This window comes from Bradyrhizobium valentinum (assembly GCF_001440405.1).
Taxonomy (GTDB): Bacteria; Pseudomonadota; Alphaproteobacteria; order Rhizobiales; family Xanthobacteraceae; genus Bradyrhizobium; species Bradyrhizobium valentinum.
Map to the genome: position 1 here is coordinate 43400 of NZ_LLXX01000026.1, position 23500 is coordinate 66899.

The following is a 23500-nucleotide window of genomic DNA, read 5'->3' on the forward strand; positions in this document are numbered from 1 at the left end:
AGCTGCACTGAAGGCGCTGGTGACGCCTGGCGGGGTGACCAAGGATGCTGGCTCCTCGGCCGGCTCGGTCAATCTGTCGTTCTTGGCCGCCTCGACCGCGTTCGACTACCTGGCTAAGGGCGAGATCCTGACGCTAACCTATACGGTCGCGATCAACGATGGCGATGGCGGCGTGACGCCGAAGACTTTTGTCGTCACCGTCACCGGAACCGACGACGCGCCTGTTATTGCCGACATTGCGCAGCAAGACCTGACGGAGCAGACCGATACGTCGGCGCTGACGGCCACGATTCCGGTGACGTTCACCGACGTCGACCTGACCGATGTCGGCCATACCGCAGCCATCACCGGCGTGGTGGCGTCCGGCACGACGACAGGCCTGGCGCTCGGCGAGGCCGCACTGAAGGCGCTGGTGACGCCTGGCGGGATGACCAAGGATGCCGGCTCCTCGGCCGGCTCGGTCAATCTGTCGTTCTCGGCCGCCTCGACCGCGTTCGACTATCTGGCGAAGGGCGAGGTCCTGACGCTGACGTATACGGTCGCGATCAACGATGGCGATGGCGGGACCACGTCGAAGACGTTCGTGGTGTCCATCACCGGCACCAATGATTACCCCGTCGTTGCAACGGAGGACGTGACTGGCGCCGTGACGGAGCAGGGCGTGCCCGCGGGCGATCTGACTGATAGCGGCACCATTGCGCTGGCGGATGTGGATCTCACGGACGCCCACAAGATTGGACCAGCGATCACGGCGTCCAGCGGAGCGCTGGGCGCTTTGACGGCATCGGTAGATCCCGACACCGTTAACGGTACGGGTGGCATCATCAACTGGACCTACAGCGTTCCGGATTCGGCCGTCGAGCACCTCGCAAAGGGCGAGACAAAGGTCGAGCACTTCACGATCACGCTGGACGACGGTCGTGGAGGTACGGTCAGCCGCACGATCGACGTCACCGTCACCGGCACCAACGATGCTCCGGTGCTGACCGCCTCGCAGCCCTCCCTGACGCCGGTCGCGGAGGACGCTACGACGATCGCCGGTCAGACCGTTGCCTCGTTCCTCGGGGCCAGCATCACCGACGTCGATGATGGCGCAGTGCAGGGTATCGCGATCACCGCCACGACCGGCGCGCATGGCCAGTGGGAATATTCCACCAACGGCACCACCTTCTTCGCTTTCCCGGCGGTGTTGACGACATCCTCGGCCTTGCTGTTGGCTGCTACCGACAAAGTCAGGTTCGTCCCCGGCGGAGAAGGTGGCGAAACAGCTACGATTAGCTACCTGGCGTGGGATCAAACGACGGGAGCCCGCGGCGCGACCGCCGATGCATCATCGGCAGGTGGTTCCACGGCCTTCTCCGTGACGTCCGATACCGCCACCGTCACCGTAACGTCGGTCAACGATGCGCCAATCGTGCAGTCCGGCGTATCCGCAAAGGTGGCGCAGCTCTCGAACGAGAACGGCGTTGCCGTCTTCGACGGACAGTTCTTTGGCAGCGACAAGCTCACCGTGAGCGATCCCGATGGCGCCCTGCATGGTATCGCCATCACCGGGGTCGACAACGGTGGCGCGGGCGGATGCTGGGAGTATCATCTCCCCAACGGGAATTGGATCGCGATCAAACTGGATCCCGGCAAGGCCTTCTTGTTGTCCGCCGACGCAAAGGTGCGCTTCGATGGCTCCGGAAGCGGCGACACCGAGCATCTGACATTCATGGCCTGGGATGGCACCGATGACCGGGACTCCGGTTCGACCATTGCAATGCCGTCGGTGACCGGCGGCACGACGGCATTCAGCAGCGGAGTCTACAGCGTTGGCGCCAAGAACGACGCGCCGGTCATCAATACCGCCCAGTCCACCGTGGTCGAAGATCAGGCCAAGGGGAAGTCCGCGACCTCGGGCAATGACGTGATCTTCTCGACCAAGCACGACGACGTCCTGAAGGGCGGGGCAGGCGCCGACCAATTCGTGTTCGCCGAGCACATGGGCAACGACACGATCACCGACTTCCAGCCGGAGCAGGACAAGATAGACCTCCTTGCCCACGTCCCATTTGCGCCCGGCGATTCAGCTTCCTTCGCTTTGTGGCTCAAGAGCGGTGCGGTCGAGCAGGTAGGTTCGGATACCCTGATTCAGTTCGATGCAGGCAACAGCATCCAGTTGTCGAACATTGCCAAGGCGAACCTGCAGATGAGCGACTTCATTCTTCATCCCGGCGGCAATGGCTGATCGCGCCTCCGGGCCTGGTGCGCCTCTACGAGACTCCAGGCGTGCCAGACTGTCCGATGCGTGATATCCAGAGCGCATGAAGCTCCGGGCCTTACCGAGGTGGTTCAAGCGGCGCATCGGCTATGCCCGGCTGCTGTGCCTTGCGCTCCTGATCGGGTTTGCCACCCTTCGCTACGCCGACCCGGCTCCCGTTGAGGAAATCCGCGTCAGAACCTTTGATGCTTTCCAGCGCATCGACCCGCGCAAGAAGACCGCGCGGCCGGTCACCATCGTCGACATCGACGACAAGAGCCTCGAAAAGCTCGGGCAGTGGCCGTGGCCGCGCACCCGGCTTGCTGACCTCATCACCGAACTGACCCGGCTCGGCGCGGTCGTGATCGCGTTCGACGCGGTGTTCCCGGAGCCCGACCGTCTCAACCCTGCCTTGGCGGCGGACACTTTCCGCAATCTCGACGAGGAAACCCGCGCCAGGCTGCGCGCGCTGCCGAGCAACGACCAGATATTCGCCGATGCGATCAGGAAGTCGCGCGTCGTGCTCGGCGAATCCGGGCTGCCGGAGGAAATCACGGCGCTCGACAAGACGCTGCCGGTCACGGGCCTCGCGATGCTTGGCGAGGAGCCGCAGCGTTTCATGTTCAATTTTCCCGGCCTGTTGCGCAACGTGCCGGTGCTGGAACATGCCGCCGCCGGGCGTGGCTTGTTCACGATCAAGCCCGAACGCGACGGCATCGTGCGGCGAGTGCCGATGATCATGCAGGCGCAGGGCCAGACCTTGCCGTCGCTCACGTTCGAGATGTTGCGGGTCGCCAGCGGTTCGGGCACCATTCTGATCAAGGCCGAAAAGGCCGGCATCAAGAGCATCGGCGTCAAGGGGTTTCAGATTCCAACCGACCATAATGGCCAGATCTGGGTTCATTATGCCCGCAACGATGCCTCCATCTATGTACCCGCGATCAATGTGCTGGAGAAAAATGTCGCGCCCGACATGATCGCTGGCAAGCTGGTGCTGATCGGCACCTCGGCGGTCGGCCTCAATGACATCAAGACCACTCCGGTATCGCGCGCCATGCCCGGCGTGGAGATCCACGCCCAGGTGCTCGAGACCACCTTGACCGGCGAGGTGATCTCGACGCCGATCTACGGCATCGCCGTCGAGTTCGCGACCGCGCTTCTGTTCGGCCTTCTGGTGATCGCGTTTGCACCGCTGTTCGGACCGGTCACGCTGGTTGCGCTCGGCGCGGCGTTTGCGACCGCCCTGATCGGAACGTCGGCGTATTTCTACGCGCAGCATCGGCTGCTGATCGATTTCACCTATCCCCTGATGTCGACCACGTCGATCTATCTGACGCTGATCTTTGCAAGTTTCGTGCGCGAGCAAGCGCAGCGTCGGCAGATTCGTTCCGCCTTCGGCCAGTACCTGTCGCCGGCTTTGGTCGAGCAGCTCGCGCAGTCACCGGAAAAACTCGTGCTCGGCGGCGAGGAGCGCGAGATGACCATCATGTTCTCCGACATGCGCGGCTTCACCTCGATCTCGGAAACCTACAAGAACGATCCGCAGGGCCTCACCGCGCTGATGAACCGCTTCCTGACGCCGCTGACCAACGCCATCCTCAACCGCAAGGGCACCATCGACAAGTACATGGGCGACGCCATTATGGCGTTCTGGAATGCGCCGCTCGACGACAAGGACCACGAGCTCAACGCCTGCGAGGCCGCGCTCGACATGCTGGAACGGGTCGACGAACTCAATCAGGCGCGCGAGCTGGAGGCGAAGGAAGAAGGGCGCCCGTTCATTCCGCTCAATGCCGGCATCGGACTCAACACGGGCACCTGCGTGGTCGGCAACATGGGCTCCGACCAGCGCTTCGATTATTCGGTGTTCGGCGACAGCGTCAATCTGGCCTCGCGGCTCGAAGGGCAGTCCAAGGAATACGGCTTCCCCATCATCGTCGGCTCCAGGACCGCGCTGGCGGTCAAGGACAGGTTCGCGATCCTCGAACTCGACTTCATCATGGTGAAGGGCAAGAAGGAGCCGGAGGTGATCTACGCCATCGCCGGCCGCGAGGACGTCGCGCAATCCGGCCGTTTCCAGCGCCTGCGCAACCTGACCATCGAGATGCTCGCCTGCTATCGCAACCGCGACTGGGAAGGCACGCTGGCCGCGATCGAACGCGGCCGCAAGACCGACGACGCAAATTCGCTGGAGCTGCTCTACGATTTGTACGAGGCGCGCATCCGCGGCTATCTCGAAAATCCGCCGCCGGAAGATTGGAACGGCGCATTCGCGCTGCTGACGAAGTAGTTTCCGTCGTCCCTGAGAAAGCAGAAGAATGTAGGATGGGTGGAGCGGAGCGATACCCATCAAATCCCTACGCGGAAGCGTGATGGGTTTCGCTCCGCTCTACCCGTCCTACGGGACTACTCCGACGACAGGCGGACCATCTGGCGTCCGCCATTCATTTCCTTGAGGCTGTTGACGTAGTTCTCGGGACGCAGCCAGCGGAGAGGCACTTTCAGTCCCATAAAACTTGCGATGCTGCCGATGAACGCCGTGCAGTTGGATGTTTCCGCGTTCCAGACCGGTGAACTCGCTTGCAATTTCTTGATGTAAGCGAACACCCTTTTTGCGTCCGGCTCACTCAGGTAAACCCGGTAGCTCGCGGTCAGGTACTCCGGGTCAAGATCGCCATAGCTCGCTCCGGTCTCGGACGGGACCCACGTCAAATGCCCCAGCACGTAGGCAAAGGTGTCTCCCGCAGGCGTGAGGCCCGCGACCTCAACTGCTCGCTCGCTCGTCTTCCCGTACCAGACGAAAGCATGTCCCCAGCTCGCCGCCGTCCTGGCTCTGAAATCGACGTAGTACGGGCCCTTGGCTATGCCCTGCGTTCGCGCCGCCTGCGCCGCCGGTCTTGGCTGGATGGGCGCGTCACCAGACACAAGTGCATTCGCGGCAGCTAAGCGCTTGCGTCCCTCGTGTGCAGAAGCCGATGGGATTGTGCCTGGGAGCGAAGCTGCGAGTGTGAGTCCCGCAAGCAACCATGGTCCCAATCTGTTGGGTGGACTTGCCACGCTTCGCCCTCAACCGTCGACAACAAAGGCAGGAACGATCCCTCGGTCAATGCCGTGCGCTAGTAGCGCGACACGACGGGCCCGGGCGGCCTCCCGATTGGGCTCTTGCCGACCGGTGTCTTGCCAATCGTCGCGACCGGCGTCTTGCCAATCGGCATCTTGCCGACGGCAGCTTGCTGATAGACGGGCTGCCGGCGTGGAATGTCGGCGGCGCTGGCGGCAGTCACCACGGCAAGCGTTGCACCCGCTACAATCGCAATCTTGATCACGGCAGTTCCCCATAAGGTTAGACGAAACAAAGCATGCCTGCCGAGCGCAGCCCAGCAGGCATGCCGTGCACATGATCGTCGGAATACGACCACAGTACGGCGGACACGTTCGGCGAACATGACTGCTGTGCGGCAGTTGTGAGGCGGGCAGAACCCGTTGCTCCAGATCGAGCCCCTTTCACTCCAGCCCGATCGTCGTCAAATCCTGGAACCAGTGCTGCGCCTGCACGAACTTCTTCACCTTCGGTGACAGCGCGTGTGGATTGGTGTCGTGCACCACCCACACCAGCGTAGCATCGTCGACGATCTCTGCGTGCGCCTGCGCCAACAGTTCGTCCTGCTTTGCGACGTCGAACGTCTGCTTGGCCTCGTCGATCAGCGCGTCGACCTTCGGGTTCTTGTAGCCACCCCAGTTGACGCCGACCGGCGCGATCTGGCCGGAATGGAAGAAGCGGACAATGGCGTAGAGTGGATCCGAAGTGACATAGGCGATGTTGTTCGAGGTGATGTTGGCGTTCATCTCGTCAGCCGCGCCCTTTCGCCAAGCCGTATATAACGTCTCGAGCTCGACCACCTTGAAGTCGATCTCGATCCCGATTTCCTTGAAGCTCTGCTGCAAAAATTCGTTCATCGGCAGCGACAGCATCTGCCCGGTGCCGCCCTGCGCGATGATGAAAGTCGCCTTTAATGGCTTCTCCTTCGAGTAGCCGGCTTCCTGCACCAGCTTCTTCGCCGCCGCGACATCATATTTCAGCTCGAAGCCCGGCTTGCCGAACCACGGGCTCGATGGATCGACCTGGCCCTTGGCGGGCTTTGCCAATCCGTTCATCAGCCCGACCACGGCCTCGCGGTCGATCGCAAGGTTCAGCGCCTTGCGCAGGCGGATGTCGGTCCAGGGCGAGCCGGGCAATACGCTCAAATGATAATTCCAGACATGCGGCGTGACGTTGTCGACGATCTTCATGCCGGCGGATTTGAGCTGCGGCACAGCATCCGGCGCCGGCGTCTCGATCAGGTCGACCTGGCCGGCCAACAGCGCATTGGTGCGCGTCAACGCTTCCGGCATCGGGATCAGCACGATCTTGTCGGCCTTCGGAAGCCGCTTCTTGTCCCAATAGCCGGGATTCCTGGTGAGCTCCGCCAGTTCGCGCGGGACAAGTTTGGTCAGCCTGAACGGTCCGGTGCCGGAGGGCTGGCTGGCGAACTTGTCCCAGTCCTTGCCGAGCTTTTCATACTGCGCCGGGCTGGACACCAGAAACCACAGCATCTGATACGGGAAGAAGGAATCGACGGCCTTGGTCGTGATCTCGATGGTCGCATCGTCGATCTTGGCGTAGCTCGCCACTGAAGGCAGGCGGGTTTTCACCTGCGCGCTCTGGCGCTTGTCGAATTGCGGTGCCTTCTCGTTGAGCACCTTGTCGAGATTCCAGATCACCGCGTCGGCATTGAAGTCGCTGCCGTCATGGAACTTGACGCCCTGGCGCAGGGTGAAGCGCCATTTTTTCTTGTCCGCTTCGTCGACCTTCCATTCGGTCGCAAGCCCCGGCACCAGTTTTCCCGGCCGGTCGGACACGTCCATCTCCCAGGCAACCAGCGGATCGTAGATCGTGTAGGCCGAAAACTGGTAGGCGCCGGCGCCGCGGTCCGGCTGGCCGGTGGTCAGCGGGATGTCCGCCATCGAAATGCCGTAGCGCACAACGGTCTCCGCCTGCGCCGAATTCGTAGGCAAGCCAAGAGGAAATCCGAGGGTGAGTGCTGTGGCAGCAAGAAGCATCGAATTTCGGATGCGCATGAATTAAGCTCCATCGGGCAGGGGTTGGAGCTAAAAAATGCAAGCTTGGTGCCAGATCGAGCATAGAACCTGCGCGTGTATACGCACTCACAGGGAGTTGTGCGGCTAATCGCCCCCGCGAAAGCGCCTGCCTTGGCACAGGCGTTGCATACCTTTGCATAAGAATTAGTCACCCAAGTCGAGAAGGGATTGCTGCATATGCGTAACGACAAATCGAAGAAGACGGCCACCGCGTGGCTGCTGGCGACGGCGCTGGTGGTAGGTCTGCCGCAACTCGCGAGCGCCGAAACGGTGCTGCGGATCGGCATGACGGCCGCTGATATTCCGCGCACGCTCGGGCAGCCCGATCAGGGCTTTGAGGGCAACCGCTTCACCGGCCTCACCATGTATGACGCCCTGACGCTGTGGGACCTGTCGTCGGCGGAGAAGGCAAGCGTCATGATTCCCGGGCTCGCGACCGAATGGAAGGTCGACGATGCTGACAAGAAGAAGTGGACCTTCAAGCTGCGTCCCGGCGTCAAATTCCATGACGGCTCGCCGTTCAATGCCGACGCCGTGGTCTGGAACGTCGAAAAGGTGCTGAAGCAGGATGCGCCGCATTTCGACGCCAGCCAGGTCGGCGTCACCGCCTCGCGCATGCCGACGCTCGCGTCCGCCCGCAAGATCGACGACATGACGGTGGAATTGACCACCAAGGAGCCGGACAGCTTCCTGCCCATCAATCTGACCAACCTGTTCATGGCGAGCCCGACCAAGTGGCAGGCGTTTTATGACAAGGCTGAAGGCGCCGACGCCAAGGCGAAGTCGCAGGCTGCGTGGGCTGCGTTTGCCAGGGACGCCTCGGGCACTGGCCCCTGGAAGATGTCGAAATTTACGCCGCGCGAACGGCTCGAACTGGTGAAGAACGAGGGCTATTGGGACAAGGCCCGCGTGCCCAAGGTCGACCGGATGGTGCTGCTGCCGATGCCGGAAGCAAATGCCCGCACCGCAGCATTGCTCTCCGGCCAGGTCGATTGGGTCGAAGCGCCGGCACCCGACGCGGTCAAGGAGATCAAGCAGCGCGGCTTCCAGCTCCAGGCCAATGAATCTCCGCATGTCTGGCCGTGGCAGTTTTCGCGCATCGAGGGCTCGCCGTGGAACGATATCCGCGTCCGCAAGGCGGCCAATCTCTGCATCGATCGCGAAGGCCTCAAGGAGGGCCTGCTCGCCGGCCTGATGGTGCCGGCCACCGGCACCTTCGAGCCCGGGCACCCCTGGCGCGGCAAGCCGACCTTTCAGATCAAGTATGACCTGAAGGCTGCGCAGAAGCTGATGCAGGAAGCGGGCTATGGCCCGAGCAAGAAGCTGACGGTGAAGACCCAGACGTCGGCGTCGGGATCGGGCCAGATGCAGCCTTTGCCGATGAACGAGTATCTGCAGCAGGCGCTGGCCGAATGCTACTTCGACGTTCAACTCGACGTCATCGAGTGGAACACGCTGTTCACCAACTGGCGCCGCGGCGCCAAGGATCCGACCGCCAACGGCGCGAACGCCACCAACGTCACCTATGCGGCGATGGACCCGTTCTTCGCTTTGGTGCGCTTCCTGCAGTCGTCGATGGCCCCGCCCGTCTCGAACAATTGGGGCTTCATCAACAACCCCAAGTTCGACGAGCTGGTGACCAAGGCGCGCCAGACCTTCGATCCTGCAGCGCGTGACGCGGCGCTCGCCGAACTGCATGCGGCTTCGGTGGACGATGCGGCGTTCCTCTACGTCGCCCACGACGTCTCCCCGCGCGCCATGAGCCCGAAGGTCAAGGGCTTTGTGCAACCGAAGAGCTGGTTCGTCGACTTCTCGCCGGTGTCGATGGCACCGTGAGGTGGGCACGCTGATAGGGCTCCCCTCCCCCTTGCGGGGAGGCGTGGGGGAAGGGGTTCACACGGGCAGTCCCGGTGGGGCCACCCCTCTCCCTAACCCTCCCCCGCAAGGGGGGAGGGAACCCTCGCATCGTGCGTCCCTTACTGTAACCTGCGCATTCATTGTGCTGCATCAAGTCAGGTAACCCGTGCTCGCTTATATCGCCCGGCGTATCGTCTACGTCATTCCGATCGTGCTCAGCGTCGCGCTGGTGTGTTTCCTCCTGGTGCACATCACGCCCGGCGATCCGCTCGTTGCCGTGCTGCCGGCCGATGCCTCGCAGGAACTCGCCGCGCAAATGCGCACGGCCTACGGCTTCGACCGGCCGCTACCGGTTCAGTTCGGGCTCTGGCTGTGGCGGGCGATCCATGGCGATCTCGGCAGCTCCATCGCCACCGGTCGCCCGGTGCTGACCGAAGTGTTGCGCGCGGTCGGCAACACCGTGACGCTCGCCGTCGCCGCCGCATTGATCGGCTTCACGCTCGGGCTGTTGTTCGGCCTGATCGCCGGCTATTTTCGCGACACCTGGATCGACAAGGTCGCCACGTCAGTCGCCATCGCCGGCGTCTCGGTGCCGCATTACTGGCTCGGCATGGTGATGGTCATCATCTTCTCGGTGCAACTCAACTGGCTGCCCGCGGTCGGCGCCGGTCCCGGCGGCTCCGGCGCGTGGGGCTGGGACTGGGAGCACATGAAGTATCTCATCCTGCCGGCGATCACGACCTCGGTGATTCCCATGGGCATCGTCACCCGCACCGTACGAGCGCTGACCGGCGACATTCTCTCGCAGGATTTCGTTGAGGCGCTGCGCGCCAAGGGTCTGCGCGAACTCGACGTGTTCAAACACGTTATCAAGAACGCCGCGCCGACTGCGCTCGCGGTCATGGGGCTGCAACTCGGCTACATGCTCGGCGGCTCGATCCTGATCGAAACCGTGTTCTCCTGGCCCGGTTCGGGCCTCTTGCTCAATTCGGCGATCTTCCAGCGCGATCTTCCCTTGCTGCAGGGCACGATTCTGGTGCTGGCGCTGTTCTTCGTGGCCCTCAATCTGCTGGTCGATATCGCGCAAGCCGCGATCGATCCGCGCATCAAGCGGGGCTGATCCATGACCGTGATGTCGGATACCGCCCTGCAAGCCGCGCCCGCGACCAAGGCGCGCGGCTATTGGGCGACCGTCGGTCGCCGCATCGCGCGCGACAAGGTCAGCATGGTCTGCGCCTTCGTGCTGGTATTGATCTTCGCCTCCGCGCTGCTGGCGCCGTGGCTGGGCCTCGCCGATCCCTACCAGGGCTCGATGATCCGCAGGCTTCGCCACATCGGTACGCCGAACTATCCGCTCGGCACCGACGAACTCGGCCGCGACATGCTGGCGCGGCTGATCTATGGCGGCCGGCTGTCGCTGATCATCGGTATCCTTCCCGTGATCCTCGCCTTTGTGATCGGCACCTCGCTCGGGCTCGTCGCCGGCTATGTCGGCGGCAGGCTCAACACCGCGATCATGCGCACCATCGACGTGTTCTACGCCTTCCCGTCCGTCCTGCTGGCGATTGCGATCTCCGGCGCGCTGGGCGCCGGTATCGTCAACTCGATCGTCTCGCTGACCATCGTGTTCGTGCCGCAGATCACCCGCGTCGCCGAAAGCGTCACCACGGGCGTGCGCAACATGGATTTCGTCGAGGCCGCGCGCGCCTCCGGCGCCGGGCCGTTCACCATCATGCGGGTGCATATGCTGGGCAACGTGCTCGGCCCGATCTTCGTCTACGCGACGGGGCTCATCTCGGTGTCGATGATCCTCGCGGCGGGGCTGTCGTTCCTCGGTTTGGGCACCAAACCGCCGGAGCCGGAATGGGGCTTGATGCTGAACACGCTGCGCACCGCGATCTATGTCAACCCATGGGTGGCGGCGCTGCCGGGCGTCATGATCTTTGCGGTGTCGATCTGCTTCAACCTGCTCAGCGACGGCATGCGCAGCGCCATGGATATCAGGAACTGACGCGATGAGTGAGACAAGCCCGTCAGTCGAGCTACTGGAACAGGTCGAGGACGTCGGCGGCGCAGCGCAGCCGCTGTTGCAGGTGTCGGGGCTGACAAAGCATTTCCCGGTGCGGGGCGATCTGTTCAGCCCTCGTAAAACCGTGCGTGCGGTCGATAATGTTTCCTTTTCCATCGCCAAGGGCGAAACGGTCGGGATCGTCGGCGAATCCGGCTGCGGGAAGTCGACGACGGCGCGGCTGCTGATGCATCTCATGAAGCGCGATGCCGGTGATATCGTCTATGACGGCATGCAGGTCGGTCGCGCGCTGTCGCTGCGTGAATTGCGTCGCGGCATGCAGATGGTGTTTCAGGACAGCTACGCTTCGCTCAACCCGCGCCTCACCATCGAGGACTCCATCGCGTTCGGCCCCAAGGTTCACGGCATGGCGGATGCTGCCGCGCGGCTGCTGGCGCGCGAGCTGCTCGGCAAGGTGGGCCTGCGGCCCGAAACCTTCGCCAACCGCTATCCGCACGAGATTTCCGGCGGCCAGCGCCAGCGCGTCAATATCGCGCGTGCGCTGGCGCTGTCGCCGCGGCTCGTGATCCTCGATGAAGCGGTCTCGGCACTGGACAAATCGGTCGAAGCGCAAGTGCTCAATTTGCTGGCGGACCTGAAGCGCGAATTCGGCCTGACGTACTTGTTCATCAGCCATGATCTCAACGTGGTGCGCTACATCTCGGACCGCGTGCTGGTGATGTATCTCGGCGAAGTTGTCGAACTCGGCCCGGTCGACAAGGTCTGGGATGCGCCGGCGCATCCCTATACGCGGGCGCTGCTGGCAGCGATGCCGTCGTCCGATCCTGACAACCGCACCGAGACGCCGCCGATCTCGGGCGATCCGCCCAACCCGATCGACCCGCCGTCCGGCTGCCGGTTTCACACCCGATGTCCATTTGCAGAGCCGCTCTGCGCAAATGCGACGCCAGAACTCAGCGATGTCGATACAATGGGCCATCAGGCGGCGTGCTACATGGCCATTGCTGGCTCCGGGCACAGCCGCGCACCGGCCAAAGAAAATGACAAGGGAGCAACCGCCGCATGACGAGACCCGATCCCAAGCAGGTCAAGGTAATGACTGACGTCGCCGGCGTTCCGCAGGATTCGGAAGTTTCCGCGCGCATCGCCAATTCCATCGGTCCGGCCTTCGACGGCTTTGCGCCGATCTCTGGTACACTGCCGATGGATCTCGAGCCGGCAAGCTTCCTTCTCGTACAGAACGCCAAGGTGTCGAAATGAGCGGCGAACCAGCCCTGATGTCGCTGGTGTCGGTCGCCAAGGCGATCGCCGGCAAGAAATTGTCCTCGCGCGAGGTGACGCAGTCCTGTCTCGACCGCATCGCGCAATGGCAGCCGCTCGTCAACGCGTTCATGGCGATCGAGGCGGAGGAGGCGCTTGCTGCCGCTGACGCCGCCGACGCTGATCTTGCCAAGGGCAAGAATCTGGGTGTGCTGCACGGCGTGCCGATGGCGCACAAGGACATGTATTACGAGGCCGGCAAGGTCGTGACCTGCGGCTCAAAGATCCGGCGCGAATTCGTGGCTACGACGACCTCGACCGCGCTGCAGCGCCTGAAGGATGCAGGCTCGGTCAGGCTCGGCTCGCTGCAGATGGTCGAGTTCGCCTACGGCCCGACCGGCCACAACGTGCATTACGGCGCGGTGCGCAACCCCTGGAATGTCGATCACATCACCGGCGGCTCGTCATCCGGCTCGGGCTCGGCGGTCGCGGCGCGGCTGACCTTTGCGGCGCTGGGCTCCGACACCGGCGGCTCGATCCGGATGCCCGCGCATTTCTGCGGCGTCACCGGCTTCAAGACGACGGTCGGCCTTATCAGCCGTGCCGGCGCGATGCCGCTATCGCAATCGCTCGACACAGTCGGCCCGCTGGCACAAACCGTCGAAGACTGCGCGCTCCTGATCGGGCTGATGGCTGGCGCTGATCCCGAGGATCCCACGGCCTCGACGCTCCCGGTGCCGAACTACATGGCCGCGACCACAGGCTCGCTCAAAGGCGTGAAGATCGGCGTGCCGACCGCCTTCTATGTCGACGATCTCGATTCCGAAGTGGCGCGGGTGCTCGACGAGACCATCGCTACCCTCAAGAGAGAGGGTGCCGAAATCGTCAAAGTCGAATTGCCGGACCAGCGCCAGCTCACCGCCGCCTGTCAGATCGTGCTCGCCACCGAAGCCGCCGCCTTCCACAAGCGCTGGATGATCGAGCGGCCGCAGGATTACGGCGCGCAGGTCCTGATGCGGCTGCAGAACGGGCTTGCGATTCCCGCCGTGACCTATCTCGAAGCGATGCGCTGGCGCGGTCCGGCGCTGGCTGCGTACCTCGCGGCGGTCACCGGCACCGATGCCGTGATCGCGCCGGTCGCGCCGATGCCGGCGGCGACCATTGCCGAGAGCGATGTCGGCAACAGCTTAGATGCGGAAGCCGTGATTCAGCGGATCACGCGCTTCACCCGGCCGATCAATTATCTCGGCCTGCCGTCGCTTTCGATTCCCGCCGGCTTCACCGGAAAGGGCCTGCCGGTCGGCATGCAGTTGATCGGCCGCCCCTTCGATGAGGCCGGGCTGTCACGGATCGGCGCGGCGTTCCAGCGCGCCACGGATTTTCACCAGCAGGTACCGAAAGCTGCATGAGCAACCTCGTCGAAATCCGCGACCTCAACATCCGCTTCACCGGCGAGCGCACGGTTCACGCCGTCAACGACATCTCGCTCACGCTTGGCGAGGGCGAGGTGCTCGGCCTGCTCGGCGAATCCGGCTCGGGCAAGAGCGTGACCTTGCGCGCGCTGATGCGGCTATTGCCGAAGAAGCGGACGCAGATTTCAGGGACTGTGAAGGTATTGGGCCGCGACGTGCTGGCGATGAACGACGAACAGCTTGCGGCGTTCCGCGGCCAGACCGTCTCCATGATCTTCCAGGAGCCGGCGCTGGCGCTCGATCCCGTCTACACGATCGGCCATCAGATCGCGGAAAGCGTGATGCGCCATGAGGGCAAGAGCCAGAAGGAAGGGATGGCGCGAGCGCTGGAAATGCTGGAGGTAGTTCGGATTCCCTCCGCCAGGCGCCGCCTTGATGCCTATCCGCACGAAATGAGCGGCGGCATGCGGCAGCGGGCGATGATCGCACTCGCCCTGGCCTGCAAGCCGAAGATTCTTTTGGCCGACGAGCCGACCACGGCGCTGGACGCCACCGTGCAGATCCAGATCCTGCTGCTGCTGCGCGAACTGCAGCGCGAGTTTGGCATGTCCGTGATTTTCGTGACCCACGACATCGGCGTCGCCATCGAAATCTGCGACCGCGTCGCCGTCATGTACGCCGGCCAGATCGTGGAGCAGGGACGCTTGCGCGACATCGTGCGCTCGCCGGTTCATCCCTATGCCAAGGGCTTGCTGGCCTCGACCGTCCACGGCGCCAAGCGCGGCCAGCGGCTGGAGACGATCCCGGGCACCCCGCCTTCGCTCGACAAGGCGCCCGCGAGCTGCTCATTCGCGCCGCGCTGCAGTTATGCGCAGCCGCGCTGCAGCGAGCGCTTGCCGCCCAATGTGCAGGTGTCGCCGGATCGAACCGCGCGCTGCGTGCTGGCGGAGCGAGCGACCGCGGTTGGCTAAGAGTTAGCGAGCCAGGTGTTGTCTAGTTCGTCATGCCCGGCCATGACGGAATCGTGCTCACCCACCCAATCCCGGATCGGCCCAGCGCTCGATCTGCGCTGGTCCCACGACCTGCTTCGGCTGATGGGGATTTAGCGTACCTGCGCTCGCGGACCAGCCCTTGGCCAGGATCTGCATCGCAAACAGCTTGGCGTCGATTTCAGATTTGAAGGTGCGGGTCGAGCGGGTCGTGTTCTCCGCAGTCTCGTCCGTCCTGTCCCGACCAAAAGTCACATACCAAATGTCGCCATGCTTCATGGCTGCATAACGCGTGTGGCGGAAAAAAGTTTCAACGCTGCGGCAGCCGCCGCAAGCCGCAAAGTTTTTGGGTCGTCACATCGGGCAATTATAGCTATCGTTCGGCTGGACGCGACGCGCCGCAACATCCGGGGGGCTTCAAATGCAGATTTCCAACGAAGGCATTCTCGTAATTCTCTTCGTCGGCCTGGTGGCCGGTTGGCTGGCCGGCAAGATCGTGCGCGGCACCGGCTTTGGCATCATCGGCGACATCATCGTCGGCATCGCCGGCGCGCTGCTCGCAAGCCTCTTGTTTCCGAAGCTCGGCATTCGCCTCGGCACCGGGCTGGTGTCGGAGATCGTCTACTCCACCATCGGCGCCGTCATCCTGTTGCTGGTCGTGCGGCTGGTCCGCACCGGCGGGCGGTTATAGTTGCGTACAGCCCGATGGCTTGAAGTCAGCGGCAGGGACCTGCGCAGGTCGCCTGGCGCCCTCCGGTTAGCCCGGCCGAAGGTGCGGTAGAAGATAGCGGCCGGGGTCGCGCCGGAAGCGGCGCGCAGCTCGACCTCCATGTCAAGGTCGGCTGGGTCTCGATGTCCGTGATCTCAGTCCCGTTTCCGGGCGGCCTGAGGCCCGAACCCGCCGAACGGCTGGCGCCGGCGTCAAATTTGCTCCCCAAACAGGCGGTTTCCGCCTTCACCCCCTCTTCACGAGCATGAACTGGATTGGAGTTAACGTGACTTAAAATAGACGGTGTCCAAAAACATCGGTAAAACCAGCCCGTCACCTGATCCTTTTGAAGAGACACGCATTTATGGCAGTCGCTCCGGTCCGGCGGTCCGAGCTCGGTGAAGCGCTGCGCGCCTGTCGCAGCGCCTTTATCGGCGTCGGCGTCATGAGTTGCATGATCAATCTGCTGTATCTCACCGGCTCGATCTTCATGCTGGAGGTCTACGACCGCGTGCTGCCGAGCCGCAGCGTGCCGACCCTGGTGGGTCTGATGATTCTCGCCGGCGGCCTCTACGTTGCCCAGGGCGGCCTCGATCTGATCCGCGGGCGGATTCTCGGCCGCATCGGCACTGCGCTCGATGAAGCGATCAACACGCGCGTGTTCGAAACCGTGGTGCGCCTGCCGCTGATGGTCGGCAGCCGCAACGAGGGCCTTCAGCCGCTGCGCGACCTCGACAATGTCAGGTCGTTCCTCGGCAGCATGGGGCCGGGCGCATTCTTCGATCTGCCTTGGCTGCCGTTCTACCTCTTGATCTGCTTCGCCTTTCACTGGCTGCTCGGCGTTACCGCGCTGGCCGGTGCCATCATTCTGGTGACGCTGACGCTGATCACCGAGTTCCTGTCGCGCACGCCGGCCAAGGAGGCGATGACGCTGGCGGCACGGCGCAACGATCTGGCCGCCACCAGCCGCCGCAACGCCGAAGTGCTGGTCGCGATGGGCATGTCCGGACGGCTGACCAGGCGCTGGGGCGAGGCCAACGAGACCTATCTGGCGGGCAATCAGCGCGCCAGCGACATCGCCGGCGGCTTGGGGGCGGTCGCCAAGGTGTTGCGCATGATGCTGCAATCGGCGGTGCTTGGGGTCGGCGCCTATCTGGTGATCCACCAGGAAGCCACCGCCGGCATCATCATCGCGGGTTCGATCCTCAGCGCGCGGGCGCTGGCGCCGGTCGATCTCGCCATCGCCCACTGGAAGGGTTTTGTGGCCGCGCGCCAGAGCTGGCATCGCCTCAGCAAGCTGCTGGAGCAGATGCCGGCATCGAACCAGCAGACCCTGCTGCAGGCCCCGACCAAGCGGCTGTCGGTCGAAGCCGTCAGCATCGTGCCGCCGGGCGACCAGCGCGTCATCGTGCAGGACGTCAATTTCGCCGTCGACGCCGGCACCGGTCTCGGCGTCATCGGCCCGAGCGGTTCCGGCAAGTCGTCGCTGGTGCGCGCTCTGGTCGGCGTCTGGATGCCGGTCCGCGGCAAGGTTCGGCTCGATGGCGCGGCGCTCGACCAGTGGTCGTCGGACGTGCTCGGCCGCCACATCGGCTACCTGCCGCAGGACGTCGAATTGTTCGCCGGCACCGTGGCGCAGAACATCTGCCGCTTCGATCCGGAAGCGAAGTCGGAGGCGATCATCGCCGCCGCCAAGGAAGCCGGCGTGCATGAGATGATCATCAAGATGCGCGAGGGCTACGACACCCAGATCGGCGAGCAGGGTGCGGCGCTTTCCGCCGGCCAGGCGCAGCGCGTGGCGCTGGCGCGTGCGCTCTACGGCAATCCGTTCCTGATCGTGCTCGACGAGCCGAACTCCAATCTCGACAGCGAGGGCGATGAGGCGCTGACCCGCGCGGTACGCGCTGCGCGCGAGCGCGGCGCCATCGTGGTCGTGGTGGCGCACCGGCCGATCGGCATCGAGGCGGTCGATCAATTGCTGGTCCTGAAGGACGGCCGCATGCAGGCGTTCGGTCCGAAGGAAACCGTGCTCGGCCAGGTGCTGCAGCGCGTCGCGCCGCCGCCGCCGATCAAGATTGTGTCCGAAGCAGGAGCCGCGAAAAAATGACCGGCGAACTGAACGGTGCGCGGCGCTCGATAAGAACGCATCTCATCGTCGGCCTGGCGCTGATGCTGGTGCTGGCCGGCGGATTCGGCGGCTGGGCCTCGACGGTGCAGATCTCAGGCGCGCTGATCGCGCCGGGTTCGGTGGTGGTCGATTCCAATGTCAAGAAGGTGCAGCATCCGACCGGCGGCGTGGTCGGCGAGGTGCGGGTGCGCGACGGCGACATCGTCAAGGCCGGCGACGTCGTAGTGCGTCTCGACGAGACCGTGGTCAAGGCCAGTCTCGCCATCGTTGTCAAGACGCTGAACGGATTGTGGGCGCGCGCCGCGCGGCTGGAGGCCGAGCAGCGCGGGCTCGACAAGATCAAGTTCCCGTCGATGCTGACCGATCGCGCCGACGATCCCGATGTCCGCGACGTCATCGCGAGCGAAACAAAACTGTTCGAGGTGCGCGTGTTCGGCCGTGCGGGACAGAAATCGCAGTTGCGCGAGCGGGTGGCGCAGCTCAATGAGGAAATTTCGGGCCTCACGGCGCAGGAACAGGCCAAGGAAAAGGAAATCGCGCTGGTCGAGAAGGAGCTGGTCGGTGTGCGCCAGCTCTACGAGCAGCGCCTGATCCAGATCTCGCGGCTGACGGTGCTGGAGCGCGACCTTGCCCGGCTGTCGGGCGAGCGGGCGCAATACATCGCCGCGCGTGCGCAGGCGAGGGGCAAGATCACCGAAACCGAACTGCAGATCATCCAGATCGACAAGGACGTGGTCAGCGAGGTCTCCAAGGATCTGCGCGAGGCCAACGACAAGATCGGCGAGTTCGTCGAGCGCAAGGTCACCGCCGAGGATCAGCTCCGCCGCATCGACATCCGCGCGCCGCAGGACGGCGTCGTGCTGCAGTCCACGGTTCATACCGTCGGCGGCGTCATCACCGCAGGCGACGCCATCATGATGGTGGTGCCGCGGGCGGACGACCTCTCGGTCGAGGCCAAGGTCAATCCGCAGGACATCGACAAGCTGCAGATCGGCCAGAAGACGCTGCTGCGGCTATCCGCCTTCAACCAGCGTACCACGCCGGAACTCAATGGTGTGGTGACTCGCGTCTCCGCCGACGTTACCACCGACCAGCGCACCGGCCAGAGCTACTACACCATCCGCGTCTCGATGCCGCCGGACGAAGTCGCCCGCCTCGGCGAAGTCAAGATCATCCCGGGCATGCCGGTGGAAGCCTTCGTGCAAACCGGCGACCGCACCATGTTCTCCTATTTGATGAAGCCGTTCAGCGATCAACTCATGCGCTCGTTTAGGGAGCGGTGATTCTCTCTTGGTCGTCCCTGCGAACGCAGGGACCCATAACCACCGGCTTTGGTTGTCGAACGAAAGCCGTCGAACAGCGTCTCCCAACACATCCGACACGGCGTATGGGTCCCTGCGTTCGCAGGGACGACCGACGGGCCGGAGTGTCTCGAACAGCCTCTACCTTCTGTCATACTCATCCGGTTCCATCGCCCAAGCCCATTGTTCATGGCCCGGCGCGTAGGTGCGGTTGGTTTCGGCCGGGTTGCGGTTGACCAGCGGCCGCATGAACATCGGGTGTGTGGCGCTGCGCACCTCGTGCTCGACGGTGAACAGATGCCTGCCGCCGTCGGGGTCGATGATGTCGCGAAAGCGGTATTGATACTGGTTGTCTTCCTGCGAAATCAGGCCGCGCTCCCGCAGGCGGCGATAGGGGCCTGAGAAGTCCGTGATGTAGATCTGCACGTGATGCCCGTCGAACTCCGGCAGGCGACGGTCGGTCTCGCGGAATTGCAGATATTGGTCCTTGCCGGCCTTGACGCGCGCAACAGTGCCGTCACCGTTCAAGAGTTCGGCCTGCATCCCCATGATTTCAGGATAGAAGGCACAGATCGCTTTCGCCGCCCCGACCGGCACGTCGAACTCGACATAGGGAATGCCGAGCGTGATGCGCCCGAAGCGTGCGGCATCCGGCTCATAGCAGCGCACGCGATTGCCCCACGGACAGATCGCCTCGACATGGTCGTTGCGCTCGCTGAACGCAAACGATGTCACTTCCAGCTTCTTCGCCACCGACGCCAGCCGATCCAGCAACGCCTCGCGGCCCGCGATGACGATGCCGGTATGGCCGCGAAGCACCTGCGGCGCGCCATCAGGCAGATGAAACTGGCTCCTGCCGACATTGACCCACATGTTGCTATCCGAGACCATCAGATAGGGATCGCGGGTCAGCCCGAGGCCGGCGATGTAGAACAGCGTCGCCAGCCGCTGATCCGGGATCGTGACGTTGACATGCTCGAAATGGATCGAGTTGCCGATATCCTCTGCGGCGCGGTCGAATGGTTGTTGCATAACGAGCTCCTCGATAGGTCTACATCCGGGCTCTCTATCCGGCTGTCGTCCCTGCGAACGCAGGGACCCATAACCACAGGAATTAGTTGTTGGCCGAAAAGCTATCGAACAGTGTGTTTCAAAACAGGTGACACGGCGTATGGGTCCCTGCTTTCGCAGGGACGACATCTCATTTCGACAATTCGTTTAACAGCAGATTCAACGCCGTCTTCGCAAACTCCTGCATATTGGCCTGCCGATCATCGCTCCCGGTCTCCAGCGTGAATACCGATTGCGACGGCCCCGCCACCGCCGTGCAGCAATGTCCGGCAGCGTCGCCATAGCGGTTGCCGGTCGGACCCGTCGCGCCGGTCTCCGACAGTCCCCAATCCGTTGAGAAGCGCTGGCGAACCTGACTCGCCAGAAGTTTTGCGTAAGGCTCGGACGCCGAGCGAATGCCCTTCATCGCCTCGTCCGGAATATCCATCAACAGCCGCCGCGCATCGCGGGTGTAGACCACGGCGCCGCCGAGGAAATAGGCGGATGCGCCGGGCACCGACAGCAGTGCCGCCGAGATCAGGCCGCCGGTTGAGGATTCCGCAACCGAAATCGTCTGTTTCCGGGCGATCAGTTGAGTGGCAATCTTTTCGGCTATCGTTATGAGCTCTTTCATCTCAACTCCCAAAAGTCCCGCCAGTCATGTCTTCCTAGCACAGGAGGTCCACGTTTGCCGAGTTGCGGCGCGCGTGCTGCCCTGATTGAATACCTCAAACGACCGCACTGATGCGGCTTGCTGAGGAAACACCATGACGTCGCCGATCGCGGGCGGCGTGGATTGCGATCTGCATCCCGCTGTTCCGCATTTGACCAGCTTGCTGCCCTACATGAACGACTATTGGCGCGACCAGGTGACGACGCGCGGCATGACCGACCTGGTCTCGCAATCCTATCCGACCAATTCGCCGATCTCCTCGCGGCCGGACTGGCGGCCGGCGCAGGGTAAGCCGGGCGCTGATCTTGCCGACATGCGGAAGCAGGCGCTCGACCGATTCGCCGTAGCTTACGGCATCTGCAATCCGCTCTACGGCGTGCAGATGGTGTTCTCCGAGGACATGCAGGATGCGTTCTGCCGCGCGCTGAACGACTGGCTGGCCAAGGAATGGCTCGACAAGGACGAGCGGCTGCGCGGCTCGATCGTGATCCCGACGCAAAGCGTCGAGAAGTCGGTCGCCGAGATCGAGCGCTGCGCCAAGGATAGCCGTTTCGTCCAGGTGCTGATGCTGGTCATGGGCGATATGCCGCTCGGCAAACGCGCCTACTGGCCGATCTACGCCGCCGCCGAACGGCTGGGCCTCACCATCGGCGTCCATGCCGGCAGTGCCTATCACAACCCGCCGACCTCGATCGGCTGGGGCTCCTACCACATCGAGGACTATGTCGCGCAGGCGACCGCGTTCCAGACCCAGCTCACCAGCCTGATCGTGGAGGGCGTGTTCGCCCGCCACCCGAATCTGAAGATGGTGATGCTGGAATCTGGCTTCACCTGGCTGCCGGCCTATCTGTGGCGGCTGCACAAGTTCTGGCGCGGCATACGGATGGAAACGCCGTGGGTCGATCGCGCGCCGCTGGAGATTGTGCGCAGCAATATCCGCTTCTCGCTGCAGCCGGTCGATGCGCCGCCCGATCCGGCAACCCTGAACCGCTTGTTTGACCATATGCAGTCCGACGAATTGCTCTTATTCTCGACCGATTATCCGCACTGGCAATTCGACGGCGACGAGGTGCTGCCTGAGGGAATTTCGCCCGATCTTGTCAGCAAGATCATGATCGATAACCCGCTTAAGACCTACGGCCGGTTGAAGCAGACAGTGACACAGGAGGCGACGCCATGAACATTCAGTTCCGCGACCGTCCGGAGTCGTCAGCGTCTGTCAGCGTCAAATCAGCCATTGCCGATTGCGACATCCATCCGGCACGCGCGACCGCGACCGAGCTCTACCCCTTCCTGGAAAAGCGCTGGCACGCGCATCTCGAGGCCTATGGCAAGCAGGCCTATCACGGCATGATGGAAGGCCCGCCCTATCCGAAGGCGCAGCCCAACGCCTCGCGCCGCGATGCCTGGCCGCCGGAAGGCGGGCCGCAGGGCTCCTCGCTGTCCTTCATGCAGAAGCAGCTCCTCGATCCCTACAACGTGGCCCTCGGCGTGCTCAATCCGCTCGCCAGCGGACAGGGCCTGCGCAACCAGGATCTGGCCGGCGCGATCTGCTCCGCAATCAACGACTGGCAGATCGAGAAATGGACCAGCAAGGACAAGCGCCTGAAGTCTTCGATCGTCGTCGCCAATGAGGACGGCATCTCCGCTGCCGCAGAGATCCGCAAGCGCGCGGGCGATCCGAATTTTGTGCAGGTGCTGCTCCTCTCGCGCAATGTCGAGCCGCTCGGCCAGCGCCGCTACTGGCCGGTCTACGAGGCGGCGCAGGAGATCGGCTTGCCGGTCGGCGTCCACGCCTTCGGCTTCGGCGGCAATCCGCTCACTCCCTCGGGGTGGCCGAGCTTCTATATCGAGGAGATGGTCGGCCATTCGCAGTGCCAGCAGACCGCGCTGGCGAGCCTCGTGCTCGAAGGCGTGTTCGAGCGATACCCTAATCTGAAGATGGTGATGATCGAGGCGGGCTTCGGCTGGGCGCCGTCGCTGGGCTGGCGGCTCGACAAGACCTTCGAGCGGCTGCACAGCGAGGTGCCGCATCTCAAGCGCAAGCCGTCCGAATACATCCGCGATCACATCTGGTGGACCACGCAGCCAATGGAAGACCCGGAGCGGCGCGATCATCTGTTCGAGACGATCGAATGGATCGGCTGGGACAGATTGCTGTTCGCGACCGATTACCCGCACTGGGATTTTGACGAGCCGTCGCGCGTGCTGCCGCCCGGCGTCAGCGACGCCAACCGCGAGGCGTTCTATCTCGGCAACGCGAAGAAGCTATACGGGATCTCTTGATGGTGCGTCACGTCATTGCCCCGGTGGACGAGCTGCCGCCGGGGACACGAAAATTCCTCGATATCGACGGACGGCCGATCGCGATCTTCAACATCAAAGGCGAGTTCTTCGGCCTGTTGAACCGCTGCCCGCATCAGGGCGCCGCGCTATGCGAAGGCCCGCTTATCGGGCTGGCGCAATCGACGAACCCCGGCGAGATCGAATACACAAAACTCGGCGAAATCATCCGCTGCCCCTGGCACGGTTGGGAATTCGACATCCGCACCGGGCAGTCCTACTGCGACCCAAAGCGCTTCCGCGCCCGCGCCTATCCGGTCAATGTCGAGCCGGGAGCCGCGGTGGTGAAGGGACCGTATGTGGCGGAGACGATCGCCGTATCGGTCGAGAGCGATTACGTGGTGGTCGATTTGTAGCGGCCGTGGCCT

At 63.5% G+C, this 23500-nt stretch carries 21 protein-coding genes; 15 read left to right on the forward strand and 6 right to left on the reverse strand.

Annotated elements, in window-relative coordinates; genetic code table 11:
• Together CP49_RS45760 and CP49_RS03995 are read left to right on the forward strand one after the other, a co-directional pair.
• Positions 1–2230: VCBS domain-containing protein (locus CP49_RS45760; protein ID WP_197423013.1), on the forward strand; the 2230-nt coding region annotated here is incomplete at its 5' end.
• Positions 2231–2306: 76 nt separating this feature from the next.
• Entirely contained in the window at positions 2307–4532 is a 2226-nt protein-coding gene (locus CP49_RS03995) for a CHASE2 domain-containing protein (RefSeq protein WP_057849003.1), read from the forward strand.
• Between the two features lie 116 nt (positions 4533–4648).
• Here CP49_RS03995 and CP49_RS04000 read toward each other — a convergent pair whose 3' ends face one another.
• The 3 genes from CP49_RS04000 to CP49_RS04010 all read right to left on the reverse strand — a co-directional run bounded on the left by CP49_RS04000 (position 4649) and on the right by CP49_RS04010 (position 7360).
• A complete protein-coding gene (locus tag CP49_RS04000; protein ID WP_057849004.1) occupies positions 4649–5299 on the reverse strand; it encodes a hypothetical protein in 651 nt (216 codons plus the stop codon).
• Between the two features lie 59 nt (positions 5300–5358).
• On the reverse strand, positions 5359–5568 hold the full coding sequence (locus tag CP49_RS04005) for a hypothetical protein (protein WP_057849005.1): 210 nt from the start codon (positions 5566–5568) through the stop codon (positions 5359–5361).
• 178 nt (positions 5569–5746) lie between these two features.
• A complete protein-coding gene (locus tag CP49_RS04010) occupies positions 5747–7360 on the reverse strand; it encodes an ABC transporter substrate-binding protein (protein ID WP_057849006.1) in 1614 nt (537 codons plus the stop codon).
• Positions 7361–7558: 198 nt separating this feature from the next.
• Between CP49_RS04010 and CP49_RS04015 the strand changes: the two genes are divergently transcribed.
• The 7 genes from CP49_RS04015 to CP49_RS04045 all read left to right on the forward strand — a co-directional run bounded on the left by CP49_RS04015 (position 7559) and on the right by CP49_RS04045 (position 14910).
• Positions 7559–9217, forward strand: a complete 1659-nt coding sequence (locus CP49_RS04015; protein ID WP_057849007.1) for an ABC transporter substrate-binding protein — start codon at positions 7559–7561, stop codon at positions 9215–9217.
• A gap of 187 nt (positions 9218–9404) precedes the next feature.
• Complete coding sequence (locus CP49_RS04020) at positions 9405–10358, forward strand: ABC transporter permease (protein WP_057849008.1); 954 nt, start codon at positions 9405–9407, stop codon at positions 10356–10358.
• A 12-nt stretch (positions 10359–10370) separates the two neighbouring features.
• A complete protein-coding gene (locus tag CP49_RS04025) occupies positions 10371–11249 on the forward strand; it encodes an ABC transporter permease (RefSeq protein ID WP_420807589.1) in 879 nt (292 codons plus the stop codon).
• A 4-nt stretch (positions 11250–11253) separates the two neighbouring features.
• The gene (locus tag CP49_RS04030; protein ID WP_057849010.1) at positions 11254–12333 is read left to right on the forward strand and encodes an ABC transporter ATP-binding protein; all 1080 of its coding nucleotides are present in this window, start codon (positions 11254–11256) and stop codon (positions 12331–12333) included.
• Positions 12330–12527 (forward strand): hypothetical protein, encoded by a 198-nt coding sequence (locus CP49_RS04035; RefSeq protein ID WP_057849011.1) that lies wholly within the window; start codon positions 12330–12332, stop codon positions 12525–12527. The genes CP49_RS04030 and CP49_RS04035 overlap by 4 nt, the downstream gene beginning before the upstream one ends.
• Entirely contained in the window at positions 12524–13936 is a 1413-nt protein-coding gene (locus tag CP49_RS04040) for an Asp-tRNA(Asn)/Glu-tRNA(Gln) amidotransferase GatCAB subunit A (protein WP_057849012.1), read from the forward strand. The genes CP49_RS04035 and CP49_RS04040 overlap by 4 nt, the downstream gene beginning before the upstream one ends.
• Complete coding sequence (locus tag CP49_RS04045) at positions 13933–14910, forward strand: ABC transporter ATP-binding protein (RefSeq protein ID WP_057849013.1); 978 nt, start codon at positions 13933–13935, stop codon at positions 14908–14910. The genes CP49_RS04040 and CP49_RS04045 overlap by 4 nt, the downstream gene beginning before the upstream one ends.
• Before the next feature lie 57 nt (positions 14911–14967).
• On the opposite strand, the gene CP49_RS04050 is transcribed toward CP49_RS04045, so the two are convergent.
• On the reverse strand, positions 14968–15183 hold the full coding sequence (locus CP49_RS04050) for a hypothetical protein (RefSeq protein ID WP_156438030.1): 216 nt from the start codon (positions 15181–15183) through the stop codon (positions 14968–14970).
• 166 nt (positions 15184–15349) lie between these two features.
• On the opposite strand from CP49_RS04050, the gene CP49_RS04055 reads away from it, so the two are divergent.
• From CP49_RS04055 to CP49_RS04065, 3 genes are all read left to right on the forward strand, one after another.
• Positions 15350–15619, forward strand: coding sequence for a GlsB/YeaQ/YmgE family stress response membrane protein (locus CP49_RS04055; RefSeq protein WP_057849015.1), 270 nt, complete (start codon positions 15350–15352; stop codon positions 15617–15619).
• A 382-nt stretch (positions 15620–16001) separates the two neighbouring features.
• Positions 16002–17744, forward strand: coding sequence for a type I secretion system permease/ATPase (locus tag CP49_RS04060; protein WP_057849016.1), 1743 nt, complete (start codon positions 16002–16004; stop codon positions 17742–17744).
• Positions 17741–19048 carry an HlyD family type I secretion periplasmic adaptor subunit gene (locus tag CP49_RS04065; RefSeq protein WP_057849017.1) on the forward strand — a complete coding sequence of 436 codons (1308 nt, stop codon included), beginning with the start codon at positions 17741–17743 and terminating at the stop codon, positions 19046–19048. The genes CP49_RS04060 and CP49_RS04065 overlap by 4 nt, the downstream gene beginning before the upstream one ends.
• A gap of 159 nt (positions 19049–19207) precedes the next feature.
• Here CP49_RS04065 and CP49_RS04070 read toward each other — a convergent pair whose 3' ends face one another.
• Both CP49_RS04070 and CP49_RS04075 read right to left on the reverse strand, forming a co-directional pair.
• The gene (locus tag CP49_RS04070; protein WP_057849018.1) at positions 19208–20098 is read right to left on the reverse strand and encodes a VOC family protein; all 891 of its coding nucleotides are present in this window, start codon (positions 20096–20098) and stop codon (positions 19208–19210) included.
• Between the two features lie 169 nt (positions 20099–20267).
• Complete coding sequence (locus CP49_RS04075) at positions 20268–20750, reverse strand: CinA family protein (RefSeq protein ID WP_057849019.1); 483 nt, start codon at positions 20748–20750, stop codon at positions 20268–20270.
• Between the two features lie 133 nt (positions 20751–20883).
• On the opposite strand from CP49_RS04075, the gene CP49_RS04080 reads away from it, so the two are divergent.
• From CP49_RS04080 to CP49_RS04090, 3 genes are read left to right on the forward strand one after another with little or no spacing between them, the layout of a single operon-like run.
• Positions 20884–21969 carry an amidohydrolase family protein gene (locus tag CP49_RS04080; protein ID WP_057849020.1) on the forward strand — a complete coding sequence of 362 codons (1086 nt, stop codon included), beginning with the start codon at positions 20884–20886 and terminating at the stop codon, positions 21967–21969.
• Positions 21966–23075 (forward strand): amidohydrolase family protein, encoded by a 1110-nt coding sequence (locus CP49_RS04085; protein WP_057849021.1) that lies wholly within the window; start codon positions 21966–21968, stop codon positions 23073–23075. The genes CP49_RS04080 and CP49_RS04085 overlap by 4 nt, the downstream gene beginning before the upstream one ends.
• Positions 23075–23488, forward strand: a complete 414-nt coding sequence (locus tag CP49_RS04090; protein ID WP_057849022.1) for a Rieske (2Fe-2S) protein — start codon at positions 23075–23077, stop codon at positions 23486–23488. The genes CP49_RS04085 and CP49_RS04090 overlap by 1 nt, the downstream gene beginning before the upstream one ends.
• The last annotated feature ends 12 nt before the right edge of the window (positions 23489–23500 follow it).

Coding starts and splice junctions, on each gene's coding strand:
- CP49_RS03995 (WP_057849003.1), top strand. CDS start 2,307: ATGAAGCTCCGGGCCTTACCGAGGTGGTTCAAGCGGCGCATCGGCTAT.
- CP49_RS04010 (WP_057849006.1), bottom strand. CDS start 7,360: ATGCGCATCCGAAATTCGATGCTTCTTGCTGCCACAGCACTCACCCTC.
- CP49_RS04015 (WP_057849007.1), top strand. CDS start 7,559: ATGCGTAACGACAAATCGAAGAAGACGGCCACCGCGTGGCTGCTGGCG.
- CP49_RS04025 (WP_420807589.1), top strand. CDS start 10,371: ATGTCGGATACCGCCCTGCAAGCCGCGCCCGCGACCAAGGCGCGCGGC.
- CP49_RS04030 (WP_057849010.1), top strand. CDS start 11,254: ATGAGTGAGACAAGCCCGTCAGTCGAGCTACTGGAACAGGTCGAGGAC.
- CP49_RS04035 (WP_057849011.1), top strand. CDS start 12,330: ATGACGAGACCCGATCCCAAGCAGGTCAAGGTAATGACTGACGTCGCC.
- CP49_RS04040 (WP_057849012.1), top strand. CDS start 12,524: ATGAGCGGCGAACCAGCCCTGATGTCGCTGGTGTCGGTCGCCAAGGCG.
- CP49_RS04045 (WP_057849013.1), top strand. CDS start 13,933: ATGAGCAACCTCGTCGAAATCCGCGACCTCAACATCCGCTTCACCGGC.
- CP49_RS04055 (WP_057849015.1), top strand. CDS start 15,350: ATGCAGATTTCCAACGAAGGCATTCTCGTAATTCTCTTCGTCGGCCTG.
- CP49_RS04060 (WP_057849016.1), top strand. CDS start 16,002: ATGGCAGTCGCTCCGGTCCGGCGGTCCGAGCTCGGTGAAGCGCTGCGC.
- CP49_RS04065 (WP_057849017.1), top strand. CDS start 17,741: ATGACCGGCGAACTGAACGGTGCGCGGCGCTCGATAAGAACGCATCTC.
- CP49_RS04070 (WP_057849018.1), bottom strand. CDS start 20,098: ATGCAACAACCATTCGACCGCGCCGCAGAGGATATCGGCAACTCGATC.
- CP49_RS04075 (WP_057849019.1), bottom strand. CDS start 20,750: ATGAAAGAGCTCATAACGATAGCCGAAAAGATTGCCACTCAACTGATC.
- CP49_RS04080 (WP_057849020.1), top strand. CDS start 20,884: ATGACGTCGCCGATCGCGGGCGGCGTGGATTGCGATCTGCATCCCGCT.
- CP49_RS04085 (WP_057849021.1), top strand. CDS start 21,966: ATGAACATTCAGTTCCGCGACCGTCCGGAGTCGTCAGCGTCTGTCAGC.
- CP49_RS04090 (WP_057849022.1), top strand. CDS start 23,075: ATGGTGCGTCACGTCATTGCCCCGGTGGACGAGCTGCCGCCGGGGACA.